Source organism: Cryptosporangium aurantiacum (genome assembly GCF_900143005.1).
Classification (GTDB): domain Bacteria; phylum Actinomycetota; class Actinomycetes; order Mycobacteriales; family Cryptosporangiaceae; genus Cryptosporangium; species Cryptosporangium aurantiacum.
Genome location: NZ_FRCS01000002.1, coordinates 581,793 through 603,223, shown reverse-complemented (window position 1 = coordinate 603,223; position 21,431 = coordinate 581,793). Strand labels below are relative to the sequence as shown.

The 21,431-nt window shown below is 70.4% G+C and carries 20 protein-coding genes; 12 read left to right on the top strand and 8 right to left on the bottom strand.

What is annotated here, in order from left to right; genetic code table 11:
- Positions 1-89: 89 nt before the first annotated feature.
- Entirely contained in the window at positions 90-2,156 is a 2,067-nt protein-coding gene (locus BUB75_RS09595) for an MMPL family transporter (RefSeq protein ID WP_073254447.1), read from the bottom strand.
- A 70-nt stretch (positions 2,157-2,226) separates the two neighbouring features.
- Between BUB75_RS09595 and BUB75_RS09590 the strand changes: the two genes are divergently transcribed.
- Entirely contained in the window at positions 2,227-2,712 is a 486-nt protein-coding gene (locus tag BUB75_RS09590; protein ID WP_073254444.1) for a MarR family winged helix-turn-helix transcriptional regulator, read from the top strand.
- On the opposite strand, the gene BUB75_RS09585 is transcribed toward BUB75_RS09590, so the two are convergent.
- The 3 genes from BUB75_RS09585 to BUB75_RS09575 form a co-directional block, all read right to left on the bottom strand.
- Positions 2,705-3,343: a DUF4352 domain-containing protein gene (locus BUB75_RS09585; protein ID WP_073254441.1), complete on the bottom strand. Its 639-nt coding sequence runs from the start codon at positions 3,341-3,343 to the stop codon at positions 2,705-2,707. The genes BUB75_RS09590 and BUB75_RS09585 overlap by 8 nt on opposite strands.
- Before the next feature lie 60 nt (positions 3,344-3,403).
- A complete protein-coding gene (locus tag BUB75_RS09580) occupies positions 3,404-4,618 on the bottom strand; it encodes a PrsW family glutamic-type intramembrane protease (RefSeq protein WP_073254438.1) in 1,215 nt (404 codons plus the stop codon).
- Positions 4,619-4,831: 213 nt separating this feature from the next.
- Positions 4,832-5,593 (bottom strand): MerR family transcriptional regulator, encoded by a 762-nt coding sequence (locus BUB75_RS09575; protein WP_073254435.1) that lies wholly within the window; start codon positions 5,591-5,593, stop codon positions 4,832-4,834.
- Positions 5,594-5,681: 88 nt separating this feature from the next.
- Between BUB75_RS09575 and BUB75_RS09570 the strand changes: the two genes are divergently transcribed.
- The 3 genes from BUB75_RS09570 to BUB75_RS09560 all read left to right on the top strand — a co-directional run bounded on the left by BUB75_RS09570 (position 5,682) and on the right by BUB75_RS09560 (position 8,638).
- Positions 5,682-7,520, top strand: a complete 1,839-nt coding sequence (locus BUB75_RS09570; RefSeq protein WP_084740596.1) for an FAD/NAD(P)-binding protein — start codon at positions 5,682-5,684, stop codon at positions 7,518-7,520.
- Between the two features lie 80 nt (positions 7,521-7,600).
- Positions 7,601-8,047, top strand: coding sequence for a helix-turn-helix domain-containing protein (locus BUB75_RS09565; protein ID WP_073254428.1), 447 nt, complete (start codon positions 7,601-7,603; stop codon positions 8,045-8,047).
- 96 nt (positions 8,048-8,143) lie between these two features.
- On the top strand, positions 8,144-8,638 hold the full coding sequence (locus BUB75_RS09560) for a hypothetical protein (RefSeq protein WP_073254426.1): 495 nt from the start codon (positions 8,144-8,146) through the stop codon (positions 8,636-8,638).
- Between the two features lie 233 nt (positions 8,639-8,871).
- Here the strand turns inward: BUB75_RS09560 and BUB75_RS09555 are convergent, their stop codons facing one another.
- Together BUB75_RS09555 and BUB75_RS09550 are read right to left on the bottom strand one after the other, a co-directional pair.
- Positions 8,872-9,510: a TetR/AcrR family transcriptional regulator gene (locus BUB75_RS09555; RefSeq protein ID WP_073254423.1), complete on the bottom strand. Its 639-nt coding sequence runs from the start codon at positions 9,508-9,510 to the stop codon at positions 8,872-8,874.
- A complete protein-coding gene (locus BUB75_RS09550; RefSeq protein ID WP_073254421.1) occupies positions 9,507-10,730 on the bottom strand; it encodes an acyl-CoA dehydrogenase family protein in 1,224 nt (407 codons plus the stop codon). The genes BUB75_RS09555 and BUB75_RS09550 overlap by 4 nt, the downstream gene beginning before the upstream one ends.
- A 90-nt stretch (positions 10,731-10,820) precedes the next feature.
- Here BUB75_RS09550 and BUB75_RS09545 point away from each other — a divergent pair, with 90 nt between their 5' ends.
- Genes BUB75_RS09545 through BUB75_RS09535 form a run of 3 tightly spaced genes read left to right on the top strand, consistent with a single transcriptional unit; the run spans position 10,821 to position 13,339 of the window.
- Positions 10,821-11,615, top strand: coding sequence for an SDR family oxidoreductase (locus tag BUB75_RS09545; RefSeq protein ID WP_073254419.1), 795 nt, complete (start codon positions 10,821-10,823; stop codon positions 11,613-11,615).
- The gene (locus tag BUB75_RS09540) at positions 11,615-12,574 is read left to right on the top strand and encodes a quinone oxidoreductase family protein (RefSeq protein ID WP_073254417.1); all 960 of its coding nucleotides are present in this window, start codon (positions 11,615-11,617) and stop codon (positions 12,572-12,574) included. The genes BUB75_RS09545 and BUB75_RS09540 overlap by 1 nt, the downstream gene beginning before the upstream one ends.
- Before the next feature lie 9 nt (positions 12,575-12,583).
- Positions 12,584-13,339, top strand: a complete 756-nt coding sequence (locus tag BUB75_RS09535) for an SDR family oxidoreductase (RefSeq protein WP_073254415.1) — start codon at positions 12,584-12,586, stop codon at positions 13,337-13,339.
- Positions 13,340-13,566: 227 nt separating this feature from the next.
- Here BUB75_RS09535 and BUB75_RS09530 read toward each other — a convergent pair whose 3' ends face one another.
- On the bottom strand, positions 13,567-14,091 hold the full coding sequence (locus tag BUB75_RS09530; RefSeq protein WP_218617402.1) for a GNAT family N-acetyltransferase: 525 nt from the start codon (positions 14,089-14,091) through the stop codon (positions 13,567-13,569).
- Positions 14,092-14,123: 32 nt separating this feature from the next.
- Entirely contained in the window at positions 14,124-14,651 is a 528-nt protein-coding gene (locus BUB75_RS09525) for an inorganic diphosphatase (protein WP_178379806.1), read from the bottom strand.
- Positions 14,652-14,781: 130 nt separating this feature from the next.
- Between BUB75_RS09525 and dacB the strand changes: the two genes are divergently transcribed.
- From dacB to ftsH, 5 genes are all read left to right on the top strand, one after another.
- Positions 14,782-16,125 (top strand): D-alanyl-D-alanine carboxypeptidase/D-alanyl-D-alanine endopeptidase, encoded by a 1,344-nt coding sequence (gene dacB / locus BUB75_RS09520; protein WP_178379805.1) that lies wholly within the window; start codon positions 14,782-14,784, stop codon positions 16,123-16,125.
- Between the two features lie 49 nt (positions 16,126-16,174).
- Positions 16,175-17,272, top strand: a complete 1,098-nt coding sequence (locus BUB75_RS09515; RefSeq protein ID WP_073254409.1) for a zinc-dependent metalloprotease — start codon at positions 16,175-16,177, stop codon at positions 17,270-17,272.
- Positions 17,273-18,319, top strand: a complete 1,047-nt coding sequence (tilS, locus tag BUB75_RS09510) for a tRNA lysidine(34) synthetase TilS (RefSeq protein WP_073254407.1) — start codon at positions 17,273-17,275, stop codon at positions 18,317-18,319.
- A 57-nt stretch (positions 18,320-18,376) separates the two neighbouring features.
- Positions 18,377-18,946: a hypoxanthine phosphoribosyltransferase gene (hpt, locus tag BUB75_RS09505; protein WP_073255238.1), complete on the top strand. Its 570-nt coding sequence runs from the start codon at positions 18,377-18,379 to the stop codon at positions 18,944-18,946.
- 217 nt (positions 18,947-19,163) lie between these two features.
- Positions 19,164-21,377 carry an ATP-dependent zinc metalloprotease FtsH gene (gene ftsH, locus BUB75_RS09500; protein WP_084740594.1) on the top strand — a complete coding sequence of 738 codons (2,214 nt, stop codon included), beginning with the start codon at positions 19,164-19,166 and terminating at the stop codon, positions 21,375-21,377.
- Positions 21,378-21,431 lie beyond the last annotated feature (54 nt).

Below are 21,431 nucleotides of genomic sequence, written 5' to 3'. Positions count from 1 at the left end.
TTACCGGCTACGGCGCGGCGGGACGTCACGGCGGCAGCAGCGCGCGCCGGTCGCGGGAGCGACCGGCGCGCGCCATGCAGGCGTCGATATCAGGCGTTGGTTTTTTCTCGGGCCTCGGCTGACGGAGACGGGACCCGGGAGAGGGGTGAGGGCCACCAGAAGTGACGGTCCAGCAGCACCACGAGCGCCGGGACCAGCACGGTCCGGACCAGCAGGGTGTCCAGCAGGACACCCAGCCCCACGATCACGCCGATCTCGGTGAGCGTGATCAGCGGCAGGACACCGAGCACCGCGAACACCGCGGCCAGCAGGATGCCCGCGCTGGTGATCACACCGCCGGTGACCGCCACCGCCGTTTTGATGCCTTCCCGGGTGCCGTGGCGCAGCGCCTCTTCCCGGGCCCGGGTGACCAGGAAGATGTTGTAGTCGACGCCCAGCGCGACCAGGAACAGGAACGCCAGCAGCGGCACGACGGTGTCCAGCGCCGGGTAGCCCAGCACGTGGGTGAACAGGAACGTGCTGGCTCCCAGCGATGCGAAGAACGTCGCCACGACCGTCAGCATCAGCAGCAGCGGCGCGACGATCGCCCCGTGCAGCAGCACGATCAGCACGATCAGGACCACGCCCAGCACCAGCGGCACGATCACCTTCAGGTCCCGGATCGCGGCCTCGCGGGTGTCGAGCTCGGTGGCGACCGAACCGCCGACCAGCGCCCCGGTCGAGTCCAGCCGGTCGCGCAGCGCGCGGATCGCGTCGTAGCTCTCGGACGTCGCGGGTGCCGCCTTCAGCACCACGTCGAGTTCGGCCAGGTCACCGGCTGTTTCGCCGGGCCGCACCGACGCGACGCCCGGCGTGTCCTCGGCCAGCGCGGTCACCTCGGCGATCTTGTCCGGCGTGGTCATCACCGCTACCGGGTCGGTGGCACCGGCGGGGTAGTACCGGGCCAGCGCCTCGAGCCCGTCGACGGACTCGGCCTTCACCCGGAACTGCTCGGACTGGCTGAGCCCGAGCCGGGCGTCGGTCAGACCGGCCGACATGGCCCCGAGCAGCACCAGTGAGAAAACGATCACTGCGACCGGACGGCGAGAGACACCAGCCGCGACGCGGGCCCAGGCTCCGGTCCGCGACTTGTCCGGGTCGCCGACCTTCGGCACGAACGGCCAGAACAGCCCGCGACCGCAGACGACGAGCGCGGCCGGAAGCACGACCAGGCCGAATACCGCGGCGACGACGATGCCGATCGCGCCGGCCAGACCGATCGCCCGGTCATTCTCCAGGATCGCCAGCGCGAGCGTGAGCAGGCTCAACGTCACGGTGACCGCACTGGCCACGATCGCACCACCACCGGAGCGGAGAGCCTGGCGCATCGCTGCCCGGCGATCCTCGGTGAGGCGTAGCTCCTCGCGGTAGCGGGCGATCAGCAGCAGCGCGTAGTCGGTGCCGGCGCCGAAGACCAGGACGTCGACGATGCCGGTCGTCGACGGGTCGATGTTCAGGCCGGTGGCCCGGGACATCAGCGCGATGATCGAGGCGGCGACCACGTCGGCGAGGCCGACGACTGCGAGCGGCACCAGCCACAGCACGGGGCTGCGGTAGGTGATCAGCAGCAGCAGCGCGACGACGCCCGCGGTGACCGTGAGCAGCTTGAAGTTCGCGCCGCTGAACGAGGACGCGATGTCGGCCAGGAAGCCTGCGCCGCCGGTGACCTGGGCGGTCAGCCCTTCGGGGAGACCGTCCTTCGCCTTCTCCCGCAGCTCGGTGACCCGGTCGATGACCAGCTCGTTGTCGAGGTCGGCGGCGAACGGCACGGCGAGGAGTGCGGCGGTGCGGTCCGGGGAATAAATCGGGGGAGAGATCCGGCCGCCGAGCGCGAGGGGGGTGAACTCCTTCGCATCCGCCTGGATCGCGGCGATGTCAGCGTCGGTCAGCGGTGCGCCGTCCCGTGCGTACAGGATCAGCGCCGGGTTCGTCTCCCCGCTCGGGAGCTGCTTCTGCAACTCGGCGACTTTTGCGGATTCGGCGGACGACGGGAGCGCCGCGGTCGGCTCGTTGCTGTTCTCCGCGGTGCCGCCGAACGCGATCACCAGCCCGGAGAACAGCGCCGCCAGTAGGAGTACCAGCCAGGCCGTCCGGCGTCCGGTCACAAACTCGGGCATCGCTCTTCTCTCGATTGTGAAGTCTCTCGACAGTCGAGATTCTTAGTGACGCGGCTATAGTCTGCAACTCGTGGACACGGACGACCACCGGCGAGAGCAGACGCGGGCGCTGGGACGGGAGCTACGGCGATACTTCGTCGAGGCGCGGCTGGTCAGCCACGCGTTCGCCGACCTGCACGGCCTGCACGCGACCGACCTGCACGCGCTGATCGAGGTGATGGACGCCGAGGGGCGCGGCACGCCGACGACGCCCGGCCGGTTGGGGGAGGCGCTGGGCCTCTCGTCCGGGGCGACCACCGCGGTGATCGACCGGCTGGAGCGGCTCGGACAGATTCGCCGGGTCCGGACCGGTACCGACCGTCGTCGGGTGTACCTGCACTACGACGAGCAAGGCATGGTGCTGGCCAAGGAGTTCTTCGGACCGCTGCACGAGCGGATCTACCAGGTCGTCGCCAGCTTCACCGAGCAGGAGGTGGAGGTGGCCCACCGATTCCTGACCGCGGTGACCGACGCCGCCGCCGATCACCGCCGGGCGGTTCGGGACGGCCTCAGCTGAGGCTGACCGCGACGCTGCCTGCGGAGGCCGTGACGCGGAGGCGGAGCGAGTCGAGCCGCTCGCCGTTCGGCAGGTCGAACGCGAGCTTGCCGGTGACGGCGGCGCCCGGTCCGATCGGGGTGAGGAACGTGCGGCTGCTGCCGTTGGCGTACCGGGACGCCGGGGCGCTGCCCAGGTAGCGGTCGCCCGCGGTCGTGTAGCCGACCTGGTCCGCGGCGGTGAACACCTGGGCGCGCCGACTGACGTTGCGGACGCTCAGCGTCACCACGCAGAAGTGGCCGCGGGACGGTTGACCAGCGGATCCGGCGTTGACGCCGACCTCGGGAACGCCGCACTGCTGGTCGGTGACGCGGTACTCGAACGCGCCGTTCCGTACCGTGCTGCCGAGTCTCGGCTCGTTGCCGAGCAACTCGACGGTGTTTTCATCGAGCGATGGGCTGGCCACCGCGACCGGTGCCGCGCTCGTCCGACGGGGCTTCGGGTCGTCAGCCGGTCCGCCGTCGACGATCCAGATCCCGACGCCGCAGAGGCCGAAGACGACAACGGTGGCCAGCCCGATCATGACGGAGGCCATCCGGTGGCGACGTTTGGGCGGAGTCCAGTCGAACGTCGGCGGATCGTGCTTTTCCATGAAAAGCACCGTAAGTGATGTTGTCGATGTTGCAGGATGCGACTCCTGTGAAACGTGCGGTCAGGCTTTGGGGGTTCCCGACCCGCCGACCGTCGCCCCCGGCTCCGGCTCCGGCTCGGGGCTCGACCCGGGGTTCGGCTTCGGCGCCGGGGCGGCGTCCGTCGGCGCGGGCGCGGGAGGCGGGACCTGGCCCGGGGCCTGGGCCTGGGCCGGGGCCGGGGCCGGGACCTGGGCGGAAGGCGGGACCTGGGCCGGAGGCGGGACCTGGGCGGGAGGCGGGACCTGGGCCGGGGCCGGGACCCGGGCGGAAGCCGGGTTCGAGGTCGAGTTCGGGACCCGGGCTGGAGTCGGGGTCGAGGTCGGGACCCGGGCCGGAGCCGAGGTCGGGACGCGGGCCGGGGTCGGGACCGGAGTCGGGACCCGGGCCGAAGCCGGGGTCGAGTTCGGGACGCGGGCCGAAGTCGGGACGCGGGCTGCGGCCGGGGCCGGGGCCGCGTCTGCGGCCTCGCGGACCAGCACACGCGTGGGGACGCCACGGCGCGGCGACGCCGTCCGTACTACGACCCACCCGAGCAGCAGCACGTTCACCACGGTGAGCAGCGTCCGAGCCGGGACGCTGTCCGCGCCCTCCCAGAGCGCCTGCAGCGCCACCACACCGATCATCGCGAGCACGAGCCGCCGCAGCGCCCGCCCGCTCCAGTGCTGCTGAGCAGCGAGCCAGAGCGCCGCAGCCGCGATCCCGGCCCAGGCCAGGTGGGAGGCCGGACCGAGCAGCCCGCGGACCAGCACCGCGTGGGCGGCCGGCCCGACCAGATCCGGGGACGTGACCAGGTAGCCGACGGCCTCCGCGGTTGCGAACCCGGCACCGGCGGCGGCGCCGATCAGGAGGCCGTCCGCGGCTCGCCGAGTGGGCAGCGCGAACAGCACGGCCAGCGGCACGAGCAGCGTCACCGACGTCTTGACCAGCGCGACCGCTACCGTCGACGCCGGACCGAGGTGCTCCAGGGTGGGATACCCGAGCAGCCCGGCCGTCCCGGCGCCGAGCAGCGCGGCGGTCGCCGCGGACGCTGCCACCACCCACGTCGGCAGCGTGAACCGCAGCTGGTGTCCGAGCGCGGCCGCGTAGAACGCGGCGGGTGCGGTCGCCGCGCCGATCACGAGGACCGTCGTCACCAGGCCAGGCTCGTCCGACGCCGCGAGAATGCGTTCACCCGCGACGAAGGCGCCCACGCCGACCGCGAGGACAGCGATCCAGAGGTCTCGACGCCACTGCATGTCTCAAATACTGACAAAAATGTCGCAACTTCGCCTTCCCCGTGGACCGAGTGTCACGGATGGACGGTGCCGAATGTCCCCATCGGGTTCTCCGAGCCGAAGCCGCGGCGGCCCTGGATCCGGTCCGGAAGGTGGGCGCCGAGGACGACTCCACCGCACACCCCGCCCGTTCGAACGCGACGGTAGGGGGCGGGCGGTGGAGTCGCTGTCGGGTCACTTACCGGCGCGAGCGGCGTTCGCGTGAATCGCGTCTCGGATGTACCCAGCCAACCCCGGCGTATCGGTGTCGTAGTTGGCCGTGAACCGCTCGTCGTCGACGTACATCGTGCCGAGGCCGCGGTGGATCTCGTAGTTGCAGTCGTAGAACCACTGGGTGATGTGCTGCCGGTGCTCCTCGGCCGCGTCCATCGCCTCCACGGCGTCCGCCGGGGTGCCGGCCAGGAACGCGGCGCGGAACTGCTCGACGTTCGCCGCCGCCTCGGCCTTGATCGTCAGCCAGTCGTCCTTGGTGTACCGCGAGGTCCGCTGCTGCGACTGCCGGTACGCGTCGGTGTCGCCCCAGCGCTCCTTGACCTCTTCCTCGTACTGGGTGGGGTCGTTGTCGCCGAACACCTCGAACATCTCCTGCGGGTTGAGCGAAACGCCCATCCTTCTCGCCTCCATCGTCTTCTCGACGGCGGCGACCATCTGCTGCAGCTCCTCGATCTTCCCGGTCAACAGCGCGTGCTGCCGCCGCAGATGATCGATCGGATCAACGGAGCTGTCATCCAGGATCGCCGCGATCTCGTCCAATCCGAACCCGAGTTGCCGGTACGCGAGGATGCGCTGCAGCCGCGCGAGGTCGTCGTAGGAGTACCGGCGGTATCCGGCGCTCGTCCGCTCGCTGGGGGTGAGGAGCCCGACCTCGTCGTAGTGGTGCAGTGTCCGAACCGTGATCCCGGCGTCCTTCGCAACCTGCCCGACCGACCAACTCATGCGAAGGACGGTAAGGACTCACGCCACGTGAGGGTCAAGCATCATTCTCGGGAACCTGCCTACTATGCCCGTAGGAGAAGGGGGCTACATGACGGCAGAACCAGCGCGCCTCGTCGTGGTCGGTGCCGGCCCCGGCGCCACCGGGCTGCTCGAACGTCTGATCGCCAGCGCCCCCGAGCTGCTCGGCGATCGTCCGTTACAGGTCACGCTGGTCGATCCGCACCCGCCGGGAGCGGGCCGAGTCTGGCGTGCGGACCAGTCGCCGCTGCTGCTGATGAACTCGATGGCCGAGGACGTCACGATGTTCCCGGACGAGACCGTGCTCGTCGACGGGCCGCTCGCCCCCGGCCCCGCGCTGCACGAGTGGGCCGACGAGACCGGCACCCCGGGCGTCGAGGGACGTTCGTTCGTCAGCAGGCACGTCCAGAGCGGCTACCTGACCTGGGTGTTCGACCAGGTCCGGGCGTCCGCGCCCGCGAACATCCGGATCGAGACCATCGCCGATCGCGCGGTGCGGATCGAGGACGGTACGGGTTCCGCCCAGCGCGTCCATCTCGCCGGACGGACCGAACCGCTGGAGGCTGACGTCGTAGTGCTCGCGCTCGGCCACCTCGACGCCGAGCCGACCGGCGAGACGGCGCGGCTCGCGCAGTACGCGCGCGCCCACGACCTGACCTACGTGCCGCCCGCCTACACCGCCGACCTCGACCTCGCCCCCCTGCAACCGGGCCAGGACGTGCTGGTCCGCGGGCTCGGGCTCGCGTTCGTGGACCTCGTCGTGCTGCTCACCGAGGGCCGTGGCGGCCGGTTCCTGGAGGACGGTAGTTACGCCCCGTCCGGCCGCGAGCCGCGGCTGCACGTCGGCTCCGGCCGGGGCGTCCCGTACCACGCGAAGACCGGCTACCGCCTGGCCGGACCACCGCCCAAGCTGCCCCGGTTCTTCGGCCCCGAGCAGATCGACGCGCTGCCCGACGGCCCGCTGGAGTTCCGCCGGGACGTCTGGCCGCTGATCGCCAAGGAGATCGGCTGGGGCTACTACCACGAGCTGTTCGCCGCCCATTCGGAGCGCACCACGCTGCCCTGGGACGACTTCGCCGCCGCCTACGCGGCGGTGCCCTGGTACAGCGACGCCCGCGTCGATCTCGTCGCCTCGGCCGTTCCGGCCGAGGAGGACCGCCTCGACCTCGACCGGCTCGACCGCCCGTTCGCCGAAACCCGCTTTGCGGACGACGGCGCGGTGCAGGCCGCCTTACGTCACTACATCCATGCGGACGTCGTCCGCCGGAACGATCAGGCGTACAGCGCCGATCTCGGGGCGTTCCTCGCGCTGCTGTCGATCTACGGCCAGTTGCCGCGCGTGCTGGCGAGTGGCCGGCTCACCGGGCGGAGTCAGGTCGAGGAACTCGACGGGTGGTGGCACGGGTTCTTCAGCTTCCTCGCCAGTGGGCCGCCCGCGTTCCGGCTCGAGCAGCTGCTGGCGCTCTCCCGGGCAGGCATCGTCCACTTTCTCGGCCCGGACGTCCGGATCGACGGTGCGGGCGGCCGGTTCCGGGCGTGCTCGCCCGCCGTCGACACGGTCGTCGAAGCGGACGCCGTGGTCGAGGCGCGGTTACCGAAGCCGACCGTGGTGGCCACCGCCGACGAGTTGCTGCGCGATCTGATGGTCACCGGCCAGGGCGTCGAGGAGACCGTGGACGCCGTCTCCACCGGTCGCCTGCGGACCAGCCGAGACAACCGGGTCATCGACCGGTACGGCGAGGAGCATCCGCGCCGGTTCGCGATCGGCTGGTACACCAGCTCACGTGGTGCGGCCGCGTTCGCCCGGCCGCGGACGAACGCGGCCCCGTTCCGGATGGCCGACCAGGTTGCTCGCGCGGTGCTGTCCGCTTTAGGGGCAAGTGTGGGCAGCGCCACGCCGCAGTGCTAGCGGAACCGCTTGCTGGCAGCTAGCACTCGCGGTAGCGTAGCCAACGTCGGAGCGGAACGCGTGGTGGAGGGGGCGAGGTCGTGACTTCGCTCAAGTCGCCACAGGACGCGGTCCGGACGCTCGGCGAGTTCATCCGCGAGCAGCGGGCGGGTTCGCAGATCTCGCTCCGGCAGCTGGCCAAACAAGCCGGCATCAGCAACCCGTACCTGAGCCAGATCGAGCGCGGCCTCCGCAAGCCGTCGGCCGAGATCCTCCAGCAGATCGCCAAGGCGCTGCGGATCTCCGCGGAGACGCTCTACGTCCACGCCGGGCTGCTCGACCGGGAGACGCTCGACGGCGTCGAGGGGTTGCGGACGGACGGTGCGCTCGGCGCAACGGCGTCCGCGATCACCGCTGACGAGTACCTGACCGAGCGGCAGAAGCAGATCCTGCTGGAGATCTACCACTCGTTCCGACGCGAGAACGAGGCGACGGCCACCAGCCCCGGCCACGCCGAAGAGACCACGACCGGCTTCTCGCAGTCCTGAGCGCTGTCCCGGCGCCGCTGCCGGGGACGACAGGCGAGCCCGCCTGCGCCGGGAAACACGCGCTATCCCCATGCACGAGCCAGGGAGGAATTCATCATGGCTACCGCTAAGACCGAGACCAAGAAGACCGGCAACACCGTCGAGGCCACCGGCGACGTGAAGTTCGCGCTTCCGGACGCCAAGCGCGGCCTCTACGCCTACGTCGGCGTCGCGGACTACGCCGTCGAGCAGATCCGCGCGCTGCCCCGCTACCAGGGTGCGGTCGTCGAGGTGCTCCGCAGCCAGGTCAAGGACCTGCAGACGCAGGCCCGCGAGCTGCCGCAGACGCTGCGCACCTCGCTGACCGGCCTGTCGGGCAAGGTCAACGAGACCTATGTCGACCTGAGCGGCCGCGTGACCGGCACCTACACCGAGTTCGCCGACCGCGGCGAGAAGCTGGTGTCCGGCATCCGCAAGGACCCGGCGACCACCGCGGCCGTCGACCAGGCGAAGACCGCCAAGACTCAGGTGAAGGCCGCCCGGACTTCCGTGAAGAAGGCGGCGTCCGAAGCGGAGACCGCGACCGAGAAGGCCGGCGACAAGATCGGCTGACCCACCGGTCCCATTACGGCCCGGAACGCTACGGCGTTCCGGGCCGTCGTGCGTCCGCGTTCGTTCGTCGATGGCGATTGCCATTGACGTTTGCCTATTCGCGGCTCACTCTCGATCCCACCCCTATTGGCACCATCGGGAGGTGGGACGATGCGGTCCAGCTTCTCCGTCGGCACCGGTTCCCAGTGGACCCGCGCTGCCCGGTCCGGCGCGTCCGAGTAGGTTCGACCGCCTCACAAGGGCGGCGTTCCCAGGCGTTCACCAGCACGAATACGTTCCAGGCCCAGCCAGATGAACTCGACAGCCATCGATTCGGCCCGTTCCCGCGGCACTTCGGGGTGATCGAGCCACCACGAGATCAGTGACATCAAACCGCCGGTCACCATCGGAGCCAGCAGCGTGACCACCGGTTCCGCCGCGGCCAGCCGGGTGGGGTTCTGCCGGCGGTTGAGCAGCATCAGATCGACGATGATCGCGCCGAGCCCGTCGCGCAGGCCACGGAGCTCGGCGCCGACCTCGGGCTTGTCGAAGTGCCGGATGATGACCGCCCAGGCACTGGGCCGGCCGGTGGCGAAGTCGAACAGCGTCTTCGCCAGTACCCGCATCCGGTCCAGCCCTGGGTCGCCCGGGTTCGTCGCTTCGTGCAGCTGCCGGGAGAGGTCGTCGACGATGGCCGCGGTGACGGCCGCGAACAGCTCCTCCTTGGACTCGAAGTGCTGGTACAGCAGGCCCTTCGAGACGCCGGCCGCAGCGGCGACGTGCTCCATCTGCGTGAGGTGGAACCCGCGCCGCCCGAACTCGTCGAGTGCGACCGCCAGCAGTTGCTCGCGCCGGGACGCCGACGTGAGCCGACGCCGTACCGGCGCATTCACTTGTTCAGATACGGGGCGAGCTCGGTACGCGCCACCGACATGATGTGCACCTCGTCCGGCCCGTCGGCCAGGCGTAGCGTCCGCAGACCGGCGTAAGCCCTCGCTAGCGGGAAGTCGCCGCTGACGCCGCCACCACCGTGCAGCTGGATGGCCTTGTCCAGGATGCTGGTCGCCATCTGCGGCACGACGACCTTGATCGCCGCGACCTCGGTGCGCGCCGACTGGAAGCCCTTCTTGTCGATCAGCCAGGCGGTCTTGAGCGTCAGTAGCCGCGCCTGCTCGATCGCCATCCGGGACTCCGCGATCCACTGCTGGACGACGCCCTGCCGAGCCAGCTCCTTCCCGAACGCGACCCGCGAGACGGCGCGGCGGCACATGGCGTCCAGAGCCCGTTCGGCCATGCCGATCGCCCGCATGCAGTGGTGGATCCGACCCGGACCCAGACGCTGCTGAGCCAGCGCGAAAGCGCTGTTCTCCGGGCCCAGCCGGTTCGTCACCGGCACCCGGACGTCGGTCAGCCGGATCTCGCAGTGACCGTGCTGGTCGTGGTACCCGAAGACGCTCAGATCGCGGACGACCTCCAGGCCGGGGGTGTCCATCGGGACCAGGATCATCGACTGCTGCGCGTAGGGCGGACCGTCCGGATCGGTCTTGCCCATCAGGATCATGACCTTGCAGCGCGGGTCGGCGGCGCCGCTGGTCCACCACTTGCGACCGTTGATCACGTAGTCGTCGCCGTCGCGGACGACCTTGGTGCTGATGTTGCGGGCGTCCGAGCTGGCCACGTCGGGTTCGGTCATGCCGAAACAGCTGCGGATCTCGCCGTTGAGCAGCGGGGTGAGCCAGGTCTGCTTCTGCTCGTCGGTGCCGAAGAGGTGGAGCAGCTCCATATTGCCGGTGTCCGGAGCGGCGCAGTTGATCGCCTCCGGCGCGAGCTGTGGCGAGCGCCCGGTGATCTCGGCGAGCGACGCGTAGTCGGTGACGCTCAGGCCGTGCTTGGGGTCCTCGGAGTCCGGCAGGAAGAGGTTCCATAGCCCGCGCGACCTGGCTTCACGCTTCAGGTCCTCGACGATCGGCGGGAGCTGGTGCGGCTGACCGGCGGCGGTCAGCTCGGCGCGCTGGGACTCGTAGACGGGCTCGGCCGGGTAGACGTGCGAGTCCATGAACTCGGTCAAGCGGTCGATGTACTCCTGCGCTCGCGCGCTGGGCTCGAAGTCCATGGGCTCTCCCGAGATGTGAGTCACTGAATGGCCCCTAAAGTAACCGACGAGTCAGTAAGTTGTCAGGGGACACCGACCAAGGAGGTTCGGATGGCAAAGGCGGCCTGGGTGACCGGCGGGGCCAGCGGTATAGGTGCCGCAGTGTCGCGTCGGCTGGCTTCACAGGGGTACCAGGTACTGGTCACCGACGTTGATGTCGCTGGTGGCGAGAAGGTCGCGGCCGAGGTCGGTGGGGTTTTCCGCCGCTGTGACGTGCGCGAGCCGTCCGACAGCGTGGCCGCCGTTTCGGCGGCCGTGGACACCTTCGGGGGCCTTGACCTGGCCTTCCTCAACGCGGGCGTCGCGACCGGCTTCGGGCTCGAGGACGGGTTCTCGCCCGAGGCCTACCGCCGCGTGATGTCGATCAACCTGGACGGCGTCGTCTACGGCGCGCACGCGGCGATCCCTGCGTTGAAGGCCCGCGGTGGCGGCGACATCATCGCGACCGCCAGCCTCGCCGGCCTGACCGCCGTGCCGTTCGACCCGATCTACGGCGCGAACAAGGCCGCGGTCGTCGGCCTCGTGCGGGCCCTCGGGCCGCTGTACGCGCCGCAGGGCATCCGGGTGAACGCGCTCTGCCCCTCGTTCGCCGAGACCGCGATCATCGAGAACGTCCGGGACGTGCTGGTGGGGTCCGGCGTGCCGCTGCTGGAGGTCTCCGACGTCGTCGCGGCGTTCGATGCGATCCTGGCGGGCGAGGGCACCGGAGAGGCCTGGTACGTGCAGGTCGGGCGCCCGGCAGAGCCGTTCGCGTTCCGCAACGTCCCCGGGCCGCGCACGCCCGCGGGGGACAAGGCACCCGCCGCGGACCCATCCGTTCAGATCACTGCGTTCCGGGAGGGCTGATGCGCGCGATCCAGATCACTGAGTTCGGCGGACCCGAGGTACTGGTCCCGACCGATTTGCCCGACCCCGTCGCGTCGGGTACTGCACTTCTTTTGGACGTCGACCGGGCGGGCGTCAACTACGCGGACACCCACCAGGCCGAGAACTCGTACCTCGCGGCGGCGTCGTTGCCGCTGGTGCCGGGCGCCGAGGTCGTCGGGCGGCTGGCGGACGGCCGCCGGGTCGTGTCGCTGCTCGCCGGGGGCGGCGGGTACGCGCAGAAGGCGCTGGTCGAGCCCGCGCTCTCGTTCGACGTCCCGGACGGGGTCGACGACACGACCGCGCTGGCGATGGTCGTCCAGGGCGCTTCGGCCTGGCTGCTGCTGCGTCGGTCGGCGCCGCTGGCGGCGGGCGAGTCGGTGGTCGTGCATGCCGCGGCAGGCGGGGTGGGGTCGCTTGCCGTGCAGCTGGCCAAGGCCTGGGGTGCCGGACGAGTGATCGCGACGGCGTCCAGCGAGGAGAAGCGCAAGCTCGCTCTCTCCCTGGGGGCGGACGTGGCGGTGGACTCCCGTGCCCCGGACATGACCGCGGCGCTGCGTGAGGCGAACGGCGGCAAGCGGGTCGACATCGTCCTCGACATGACCGGCGGGCGGGTCACCGACCAGAGCCTCGCCGCGCTGGCGCCGTTCGGAAGGCTGGCGTTCTACGGCATGGCCAGCCGGGAGCAGCCCACTCCGGTCAGGCCCGCGAGCCTGCTCTCGCACTCCACCACCGTGGCCGGGATGTGGCTCGCACACGCGTTCCTGCTGCCCGGTGACGTACTGCGGCCGGCGATCGCCGAGCTGTTCGGCATGGTCCTCGACGGTCGCCTCCGCGCTGTCCCCGGTGGGGAGTACGCGCTGTCCGAGGCCCGTCTCGCGCACGAAGCCCTGCGGTCCCGCAACACCGTCGGCAAGCTGATCCTCGACCCCTCCCGCTAAGGAGCTTGAGTGGACATCAACCTGGAAGGGCGCGTGGCTGTCGTCACCGGCGCCTCGCGTGGCATCGGTGCCGCGATCGCCAAGGCCTACGCCGACGCCGGTGCGAAGGTCGTGCTGACGGCCCGCAAACTGGAAGGGCTGGAGAAGGCGGTCGCCGAGATCGGCGAGGATCGTGTGCACGCGATCGCCGCGCACGCCGGTAAGGCCGAGGACGCCGAGCGGGTCGTCGCCGAGACGCTGCAGAAGTACGGGCGGCTCGACGTGCTGGTGAACAACGCCGCGACCAACCCGTACATGGGGCCGGTCATCGACGCGGAGCTCCCGGCGTGGGACAAGACGTTCGAGGTGAACCTGCGCGGGCCGCTGGTGTGGACGCAGGCTGTCTACCGCGGATGGATGAAGGAGCACGGCGGCTCGGTCATCAACGTCGCGAGCATCGACGGGCTGCGCGCGGGTGGGCCGCTGGCGATCTACGGCATCACGAAGTCGGCGCTGATCTTCCTCACGCAGCAGCTGGCGACCGAGGTCGGGCCGAACGTCCGGGTGAACGTGCTCGCGCCGGGCCTGGTGAAGACCGAATTCGCGCGGGCGCTGTGGGAGGGGGCAGGCGAGGACGCCAAGTACCCGTGGCCGCTGCAGCGGCTCGGTCAGCCGAACGACATCGCGAGCGCGGCGTTGTTCCTGGCCAGCGACGCGGCGTCCTGGGTGACCGGCGGCCTGTTCGTCATCGACGGCGGCGGCAGCCTGGGCGGCCCGTTCTCCTGACCCCCGGCTTAACGCGAAACTGGCCTCTAAGCGCGCCTTAGAGGCCAGTTTCGCGTCGCTAGGCGTGCGTGATCAGGGCGTGCGGGCCAGCGCGGCTCGGATGTGCGTGGGTGCCGCCGCCAGGCCTTGCCGTGAAGCTGATCAACGGTCAGCAGCCCTCGACGAATCGCGTCCGAGTCAAGGAACGGCCGGTCGAGCAGCTCCTCCGGGCGGTGCGCGGTTTCGCGTCAGCTCGCGCGCAAGGGGCGGCGCATCGCTAGACGGGGGGCGATTTCGTCCAGGCCGTCGGCGATCTCGTGGGCTCGGGCCTCTCGCAGGCCCGGGGTCAGGTCGGCTTCGTCGAGGTCGACGAACCCGTACCGCCGGTAGAACGGCGCGTTCCACGGCACGTCCCGGAACGTCGTCAGCGTCACCGCGGGCAGCCCACCGCGCCGCGCCCAGCCGATCACCGCGGCCAGCAGCCCGCGGCCGATGCCCTGTCGCGCGTACGCGGCGTCCACCGATAACTGGGACAGGTGCGCCGCGCCGTCGACGACGTCCACCGCGGCGAAGCCGACCGGCGTACCGGTCGGCCCGGGCGCTACCAGGACGATCGCGCACTTTCGCAGCGCGTCCGCGGACATGTATTCGGCGGGCAGGACCATGCCCGCCTCCGCGAAGGGGGCCTCCGAGGCCTTCTCCACCTCAGCGAGGCCCGCCAGCTCTTCGTCGGCGGCCGGCCGTACCGCTGCCACCCCGTCGATTCCGCTCACCGGTGCATCATCCCGGTGCGGAGTGCCGCTGACTACTCCGACGGCGGGTGCGCGTCACCGGTGCCGGTGTAGTCACCGTGCGCCTCGACCGCGCGCTTGCGGGACAGCTCGATCTCCCGCTCCGCCTCGGCACGCCCGACCCACTGGGCACCTTCCACGGACTTCCCGGGCTCGAGGTCCTTGTACACCGTGAAGAAATGCTGGATCTCCAGCCGGTCGAACTCCGGCAGGTGGTGGATGTCGCGCAGGTGCTCCTGCCGCGGGTCGTTCGCGTGGACGCAGAGGACCTTGTCGTCCGGGCCCTTCTCGTCCTTCATCCGGAACATGCCGATCGCGCGGGCGCGGATCAGGCAACCCGGGAACGTCGGCTCCTGCAGCAGGACCAGGGCGTCCAGCGGGTCGCCGTCCTGACCGAGCGTCTCCTCGATGAACCCGTAGTCGGCCGGGTACTGGGTCGCGGTGAAGAGAATCCGGTCGAGGCGGATGCGTCCGGTCTCGTGGTCGACCTCGTACTTGTTGCGCTGACCCTTCGGGATCTCGATCGTGACGTCGAACTCCACGGATGGGCTCCTCATCGGGTCGGGCTGATTACGGCTAGTGTCTCGCAGGTCGGAAACAGCCCTTGGGGAGGATATGCAGAACGGCCGCCACCCTGTGCTGTGGCTCACCCTCTGCTGGGTCCTCGCTGCCGTGCTGATTACGGACCTGCTCTGGTTCGTCCGCGGTGGCGCGAGCGAGGTGGACGACGGGCGCGTCGGGGTACTGATCCCCGCCGTCGCCGCAGGTCCGGTGTTCACCGAACCGCCAACGGTACTCAGCCCCGACGACGACTCTGCCGAGCCGCCCACCGAGGCGGGACTCACCGCTGCGTTGACCAGCCTGCTCACTGACCGCCGGCTCGGAACCAGCGTAGCCGTGTCCGTACGGGACGCGGAAAACGGGAGCACGCTGTTTAGTCGAAACGCCGACACTCCGGTCACTCCTGCCTCGACGACCAAGACCGTCACTGCCGCTGGGGTGCTGCTCGCCTACGGGCCGTCGCACCGGCTGACGACCACCGTGCTGCAGGGCTCGACGCCGGGCGAGATCGTGCTCGTCGGCGGCGGTGACCCGACGCTGGCATTCGACGAGCAGCACAGCTACCCCGGCTCGGCGCGGCTCGACACGCTGGCCGCGAGCGTGCGAACCGCCTTGAAGGGCACCCAGGTCACCCGAATCGTCGTCGACAGCAGCCTCTTCAGCGGCAGTGCGGTCGGCCCAGGGTGGGACTCGGACATCGTCTCGGGCGGCTACTCGGCGCCGGTGAACGCGCTGACCGCGAACGGCGGCCGGTTGCAGCCCACCGCCGATCACGAAGCCCCGCGGACGTCGACGCCGGACCTGTTCGTCGGCCGGCGGTTCGCCAGGCTGCTCGGCGCCGAGGGTGCCGAGGTCGTTCAGGGAACGGCCGCCGATGGTGCCCAGCAACTCGCCGAGCTGAAGTCGCCGCCGCTCTCGCACCTCGTCGACGCGATGCTGACCGAGTCCGACAACGTGATCGCCGACTCGATGCAGCGGCTGGTGGCGGTCAAGAAGGGGCTGCCTGCGACGTTCGCGGGTGGCGCCGAGGCCGTGAAGGCGGTGCTGTCCGAGGCGGGAATCGACGTCAGCGGGTTCGGCCTGGTCGACGGCAGCGGCCTCTCCCGGCTCAACCGGCTGACCCCGAACCTGCTCACCGGGCTGCTGAGCGCCGCGGTCGGCACCCAGCACCCGCAGCTGCGGACGCTGCTGGCCGGGTTGCCGGTGGCCTCCTACAGCGGGACGCTCGCCGACCGCTTCGAGGCTCCCTCGGCGACCGCAGGTGTCGGCCTGGTGCGCGCGAAGACCGGAACGCTGTCCGGGGTCAGCTCGCTGACCGGCGTCACCGTGACCGTCGAGGGACGCGTGCTGGTGTTCGCCGCCGTGGCCAACGGAGTGCCCAGCGGCGGGACGCAGGGGGCGCAGGACGCGCTGGACCGGATCGCGGCGACGCTGGTGCAGTGCGGGTGCCGGTGAGCAACCGGTCCGGTGGGCGCCGCGTGCGATTCACCCGTACCGTGAAGAGATGACGCAGATGGTGGACTGGGATCTGGCGGTCTCCACCGCCGCGACGCTTACCGGTGGTGGCCCGCGGGTGAGCGTCACCGAGGCGGCGGACGTAGTGCTGGAGCTGCGTCGCCTGACCGACGCGGCGGAACGGCACGTCGCCGCGTACACGGGGTTGAGCGCGCAGGTCGACCATCCACCGGTCCAGGTCGTCGACCGCACCGACTGGGTCCGCTCGAACGTCGAGGGCCTGCAGATCGTGATGGACCCGGTCATCGAGAAGCTGCAGTCGGTCTCCCCGCCCAAGCCGTCGCCGCTGGGGCCGATGGGCGGCGCGGTCGGCACCGCGGTCAAGGCGGTGGGCTCCAAGGCCACCGGCATCCAGGTCGGCACGATCCTCGGGTTCTTCTCCAGCAAGGTGCTCGGCCAGTACGAGGTGTTCTCCGGAGCCCCCGGGCGGCTGCTGCTGGTCGCCCCGAACGTGGTGGAGATCGAACGCAAGCTCGGCGTCGACCCGACCGACTTCCGGCTCTGGGTCTGCCTGCACGAGGTCACCCACCGGACCCAGTTCACCGCGGTTCCCTGGCTGCGCGACCACTTCCTGTCCGAGGTGAACGCGTTCGTCGACGCCACCGACCTCGACCCGGACGCGCTCGCCGACCGGGTCCGCAACGGGATCTCGGCGCTGGCCGACGCGGTCCGCAACCCGGAGTCCAAGGCCTCGGTGCTGGACCTGGTGCAGACGCCGGCCCAGCGTGCGGTGGTCGACCGCCTGACCGCGCTGATGACGCTGGTCGAGGGCCATGCCGAGTTCGTGATGGACGGCGTCGGGCCGGACGTCGTGCCGACCGTCGAGGGGATCCGGGCCCGGTTCAACGCCAGGCGCGCGGCTCGCAACCCGTTCGAGAAGCTGGTGCGGCGGCTGCTGGGCATCGAGGTCAAGATGCGGCAGTACGCCGAGGGGCGGCGGTTCGTGGCGGCCCTCGTCGAGAAGGTCGGCATGAACGGTTTCAACCAGATCTGGACCTCGGCCGAGACGCTTCCGCTCCCGTCCGAGATCAACAACCCGGACGCCTGGGTGGCGCGCGTCCACGGCGCCACCGCCGCCACGAACTAGATGGTCGGGCCGCCGGCAGCGGTTGCCGCGGTACGGGTCGCGGTGCGGGCCGTCCTGCGTGAGCTGCCGGCCGGCTCGCTCGTGCTGGTGGCCTGCTCCGGCGGGCCCGACTCCGCCGCGCTGGCGGCGGCCACCGCGTTCGAGGCATCCCGGGCGGGGCTGCGGGCCGGGCTGGTGACGATCGACCACGGCCTGCAGCCGGGTTCGGCGTCGCGCGCGGCCGATGTCGCCGCGTGGGGGACGAAACTCGGGTTCGAGCCGTCGGAGGCGGTACCGGTCGAGGTGGGCACCGGCGGCGGGCCGGAGGCGGCGGCCCGGTACGCCCGGTACGCCGCGCTGGACGCCGCCGCGGTTCGGCACGGCGCCGCGGCCGTGCTGCTCGGGCACACCGCCGACGACCAGGCCGAGACCGTGCTGCTCGGGCTCGCCCGCGGCTCGGGAGCGCGGTCGGCGGCCGGGATGGCGCCGGTTCGGGGCGTCTACCGGCGTCCGCTGCTGGAGCTGTCCCGCGCGACGACGCACGCGGCCTGCGCGGACGAAGCGCTGCCCACCTGGCACGACCCGCACAACGTCGACCCGGCCTACGCCCGGTCACGGGTGCGTGCGGTGCTGCCCGCGCTGGAGGAGGCCGCCGGCGGCGGCCTGATGGCCGGTCTGGCGCGCAGCGCCGCGCTGCTGCGCGCCGACGCGGACCTGCTCGACGAGCTCGCGGCCGAACTGCTGGCCCGAGCGATGGTCCCCGCCGAGGATCCGCGCGCGCCGGGTCAGGCGGACGCCGTTCGCGCGGACGCCGCTGCGCCGGCCGCCGAGCGCGGGCTGGACGTGCGCGTGCTGGCGGACGCCCACCCCGCACTGCGCGGGCGGGTGCTGCGGCGGTGGGCGATCGAGCAGGGCGCTCCGGCCGGCACGTTGGCATCGACGCACGTCGACGCCTTGGACGCGCTGGTCATCCGCTGGCGCGGCCAGGGAGCGGTCCACCTCCCCCTGGGCATCGAAGTGGTTCGAACCAACGGCATCCTCGTCGCCAGGCGGTTTGTACCGAGGTGAGGCCCTGGGGGCTGGGGAGAGAGCGGACGCCCGTAGGCTGCAATTGTGACGAGCCAGTTGCAGAACTCCGGCCCGTACGCGGCCGACATCGAGCGCGTGGTCGTCTCGGCCACCGACATCAAGGACAAGATCGCCGAACTGGCCCGGAAGGTCGAGGCCGACTATCAGGCCGACCCGGAGAGCCCGCTGCTGCTGGTGGGTGTGCTCAAGGGCGCGTTCGTCTTCATGGCCGACTTCGCCAGGGAACTGCAGCACCCGACCGAGGTCGAGTTCATGGCGGTGTCCTCGTACGGGTCCTCGACCACGTCGTCCGGCGTGGTGCGGATCCTGAAGGACCTCGACCGTGACATCGCCGGGCGGCACGTCCTGGTCATCGAGGACATCATCGACTCCGGGCTGACGCTCAGCTGGCTGCTGAAGAATCTGGCCAGCCGTAACCCCGCCTCGGTCCAGGTCGTCGCCCTGCTGCGGAAACCGGACGCGGTGAAGGTGCCGGTGGAGGTGCCCTACGTCGGCTTCGACATCCCGAACGAATTTGTCGTCGGATATGGCCTCGACTACTCCGAGCAGTACCGCGGATTGCCGTTTGTCGGGGTGTTGAAACCCCAGGTTTACGGCGCCTCCTGAGCGGTCAGGGAACGGTGACCAGGGTTCACCCGTTGTCTCGAAGGGTTGCCGACCGGCCACCTGCACGGTCGGTGGGCGCGGAGTACGCTTCGAAGACCGGGTGAACTCGTAGTTATAACGCCCGCCGAAACACCTGTAGTGCACACCGACACGCGCCTAATAGCCTGAGAATCGGGAGGGGCCGGGGCTCTGCTTTTCGGAGTACCCCGCACGGAGCATGGAACGTACTCGCTTCATCCGCAGGCCCTTGGTCTGGATCATCCTGATGATCCTGGTCGCTCTGTTGCTGGGTTCACTCTTCACCGGCGACGACGACTACAAGAAGGTCGACACCTCCGTCGCCCTGGCACAGGTGCGCGACGGCAACTACAAAGAAGCGCAACTCCAGGACAAAGAGCAGATCCTCCGCCTGGACCTGAACAGCGACTACCGGGGCTCGAACAAGATCGAGGCCTCGTTCCCGTCGCAGTCCGCCGACGACGTCTTCACGTTGCTGTCGGACCAGGCCAAGTCGAACGACGGGCCCGCCTTCGATACGAAGGTCACCCAGGAGTCGATCTTCGTCACGCTGCTGATCACCCTTCTGCCGATCCTGGTCGTCGTCGTCCTGCTGTTCCTCTTCATGAGCCAGATGCAGGGTGGCGGCAGCCGAGTCATGAACTTCGGCAAGTCGAAGGCCAAGCTGGTCAGCAAGGACACCCCGAAGACGACGTTCGCGGACGTCGCCGGTGCGGACGAGGCCATCGAGGAACTCCACGAGATCAAGGAGTTCCTGCAGAACCCGGCCAAGTTCCAGGCGATCGGCGCGAAGATCCCGAAGGGCGTCCTGCTCTACGGCCCGCCCGGAACCGGTAAGACGCTGCTGGCTCGTGCCGTGGCCGGCGAGGCGGGGGTGCCGTTCTACTCGATCTCCGGCTCGGACTTCGTCGAGATGTTCGTCGGTGTCGGCGCCAGCCGGGTCCGCGACCTGTTCGAGCAGGCGAAGCAGAACGCCCCGGCGATCATCTTCGTCGATGAGATCGACGCGGTCGGCCGTCACCGTGGCGCCGGCCTCGGCGGTGGCCACGACGAGCGCGAGCAGACCCTCAACCAGATGCTGGTCGAGATGGACGGCTTCGACGTCAAGGGCGGCATCATCATGATCGCCGCGACGAACCGGCCCGACATCCTCGACCCGGCGCTGCTGCGTCCCGGCCGCTTCGACCGGCAGATCGCCGTCGATCGTCCGGATCTGGAGGGTCGTAAGGCCGTCCTTCGGGTGCACGCCAAGGGCAAGCCGTTCTCGCCGGACGTCGACCTCGACACCATCGCCCGCCGTACGCCCGGCTTCACCGGCGCCGACCTGGCGAACGTGATCAACGAGGCCGCGCTGCTGACCGCCAGGCAGGACAAGAAGGCGATCACCAACGAGTACCTCGAAGAGGCGATCGACCGTGTCATCGCTGGTCCGGAGCGCAAGACCCGGGCGATGAGCGCGAAGGAACTCAAGGTCACCGCGTACCACGAGGGTGGGCACGCGCTGGTGGCCTGGGCGCTGCCGCACTCGGCGCCGGTGCACAAGCTGACGATCGTCCCCCGCGGCCGGTCGCTGGGCCACACGCTGATCCTCCCGACGGAGGACAAGTACACCCAGACCCGGTCCGAGATGATCGACACGCTGGCCTACGCGCTCGGCGGCCGCGCGGCGGAGGAACTCGTCTACCACGAGCCGACCACCGGCGCGGGCAACGACATCGAGAAGGCCACCGGCATGGCCAGGGCGATGGTCACCGAGTACGGCATGAGCGCCAAGCTCGGTGCGATCAAGTACGGCACCAGCGACTCGGAGCCGTTCCTCGGCCGCGACATGGGCCACCAGCGCGACTACTCGGACGCGATCGCGGCCGAGATCGACGGTGAGGTCCGGGCGCTGATCGAGCTCGCCCACGACGAGGCGTACGAGATCCTGTCCGAGTACCGCGACGTCCTCGACGCGATGGTGCTCGAGCTCCTGGAGAAGGAGACGCTGAGCAAGGACGACATGGCTCGCATCTGCGCCAGGGTGCAGAAGCGTCCGCCGATGTCGCCGTTCAACGGGTTCGGCAAGCGGGCGCCGAGCGACAAGCCGCCGGTGATGACGGCGGCCGAGATCGCGGAGCTGAAGAAGAAGGCCGAGGACGAGGCGACCGCTCGCCTGGCCAGCGGCCCGCACAGCCTGCGGAGCAACGGTGGTGCGCATGCGGCCCCGGACGACGAGCCGCACGTGGTCATCAACCCCGGTAGCGACGCCGCGGTGCCCGCCCCCGGCGACCCGCTGACCGACCCGCTGCCGCCGCAGAGCGACACGCTCGGCGGTCCGCCGGTTCCCGGTCAGCCGGGCTGGCCGGGTAACCCCGGGCATTCCGGGCCGGCCGGGCCGATGCACCGCTCCGAGGGGGAGGACCTGCGCTGAGCACCGAAGCCCAGACGCCGGTGGCTCAGCCGTCGACGGCGCCTGATTCTGGGG

Excerpts from the sequence above, each read along its gene's own strand:
- BUB75_RS09595 (WP_073254447.1), bottom strand. The coding sequence starts at position 2,156 with ATGCCCGAGTTTGTGACCGGACGCCGGACGGCCTGGCTGGTACTCCTA.
- BUB75_RS09585 (WP_073254441.1), bottom strand. The coding sequence starts at position 3,343 with ATGGAAAAGCACGATCCGCCGACGTTCGACTGGACTCCGCCCAAACGT.
- BUB75_RS09580 (WP_073254438.1), bottom strand. The coding sequence starts at position 4,618 with ATGCAGTGGCGTCGAGACCTCTGGATCGCTGTCCTCGCGGTCGGCGTG.
- BUB75_RS09575 (WP_073254435.1), bottom strand. The coding sequence starts at position 5,593 with ATGAGTTGGTCGGTCGGGCAGGTTGCGAAGGACGCCGGGATCACGGTT.
- BUB75_RS09570 (WP_084740596.1), top strand. The coding sequence starts at position 5,682 with ATGACGGCAGAACCAGCGCGCCTCGTCGTGGTCGGTGCCGGCCCCGGC.
- BUB75_RS09560 (WP_073254426.1), top strand. The coding sequence starts at position 8,144 with ATGGCTACCGCTAAGACCGAGACCAAGAAGACCGGCAACACCGTCGAG.
- BUB75_RS09550 (WP_073254421.1), bottom strand. The coding sequence starts at position 10,730 with ATGGACTTCGAGCCCAGCGCGCGAGCGCAGGAGTACATCGACCGCTTG.
- BUB75_RS09545 (WP_073254419.1), top strand. The coding sequence starts at position 10,821 with ATGGCAAAGGCGGCCTGGGTGACCGGCGGGGCCAGCGGTATAGGTGCC.
- BUB75_RS09540 (WP_073254417.1), top strand. The coding sequence starts at position 11,615 with ATGCGCGCGATCCAGATCACTGAGTTCGGCGGACCCGAGGTACTGGTC.
- BUB75_RS09515 (WP_073254409.1), top strand. The coding sequence starts at position 16,175 with ATGACGCAGATGGTGGACTGGGATCTGGCGGTCTCCACCGCCGCGACG.
- tilS (WP_073254407.1), top strand. The coding sequence starts at position 17,273 with ATGGTCGGGCCGCCGGCAGCGGTTGCCGCGGTACGGGTCGCGGTGCGG.
- ftsH (WP_084740594.1), top strand. The coding sequence starts at position 19,164 with ATGGAACGTACTCGCTTCATCCGCAGGCCCTTGGTCTGGATCATCCTG.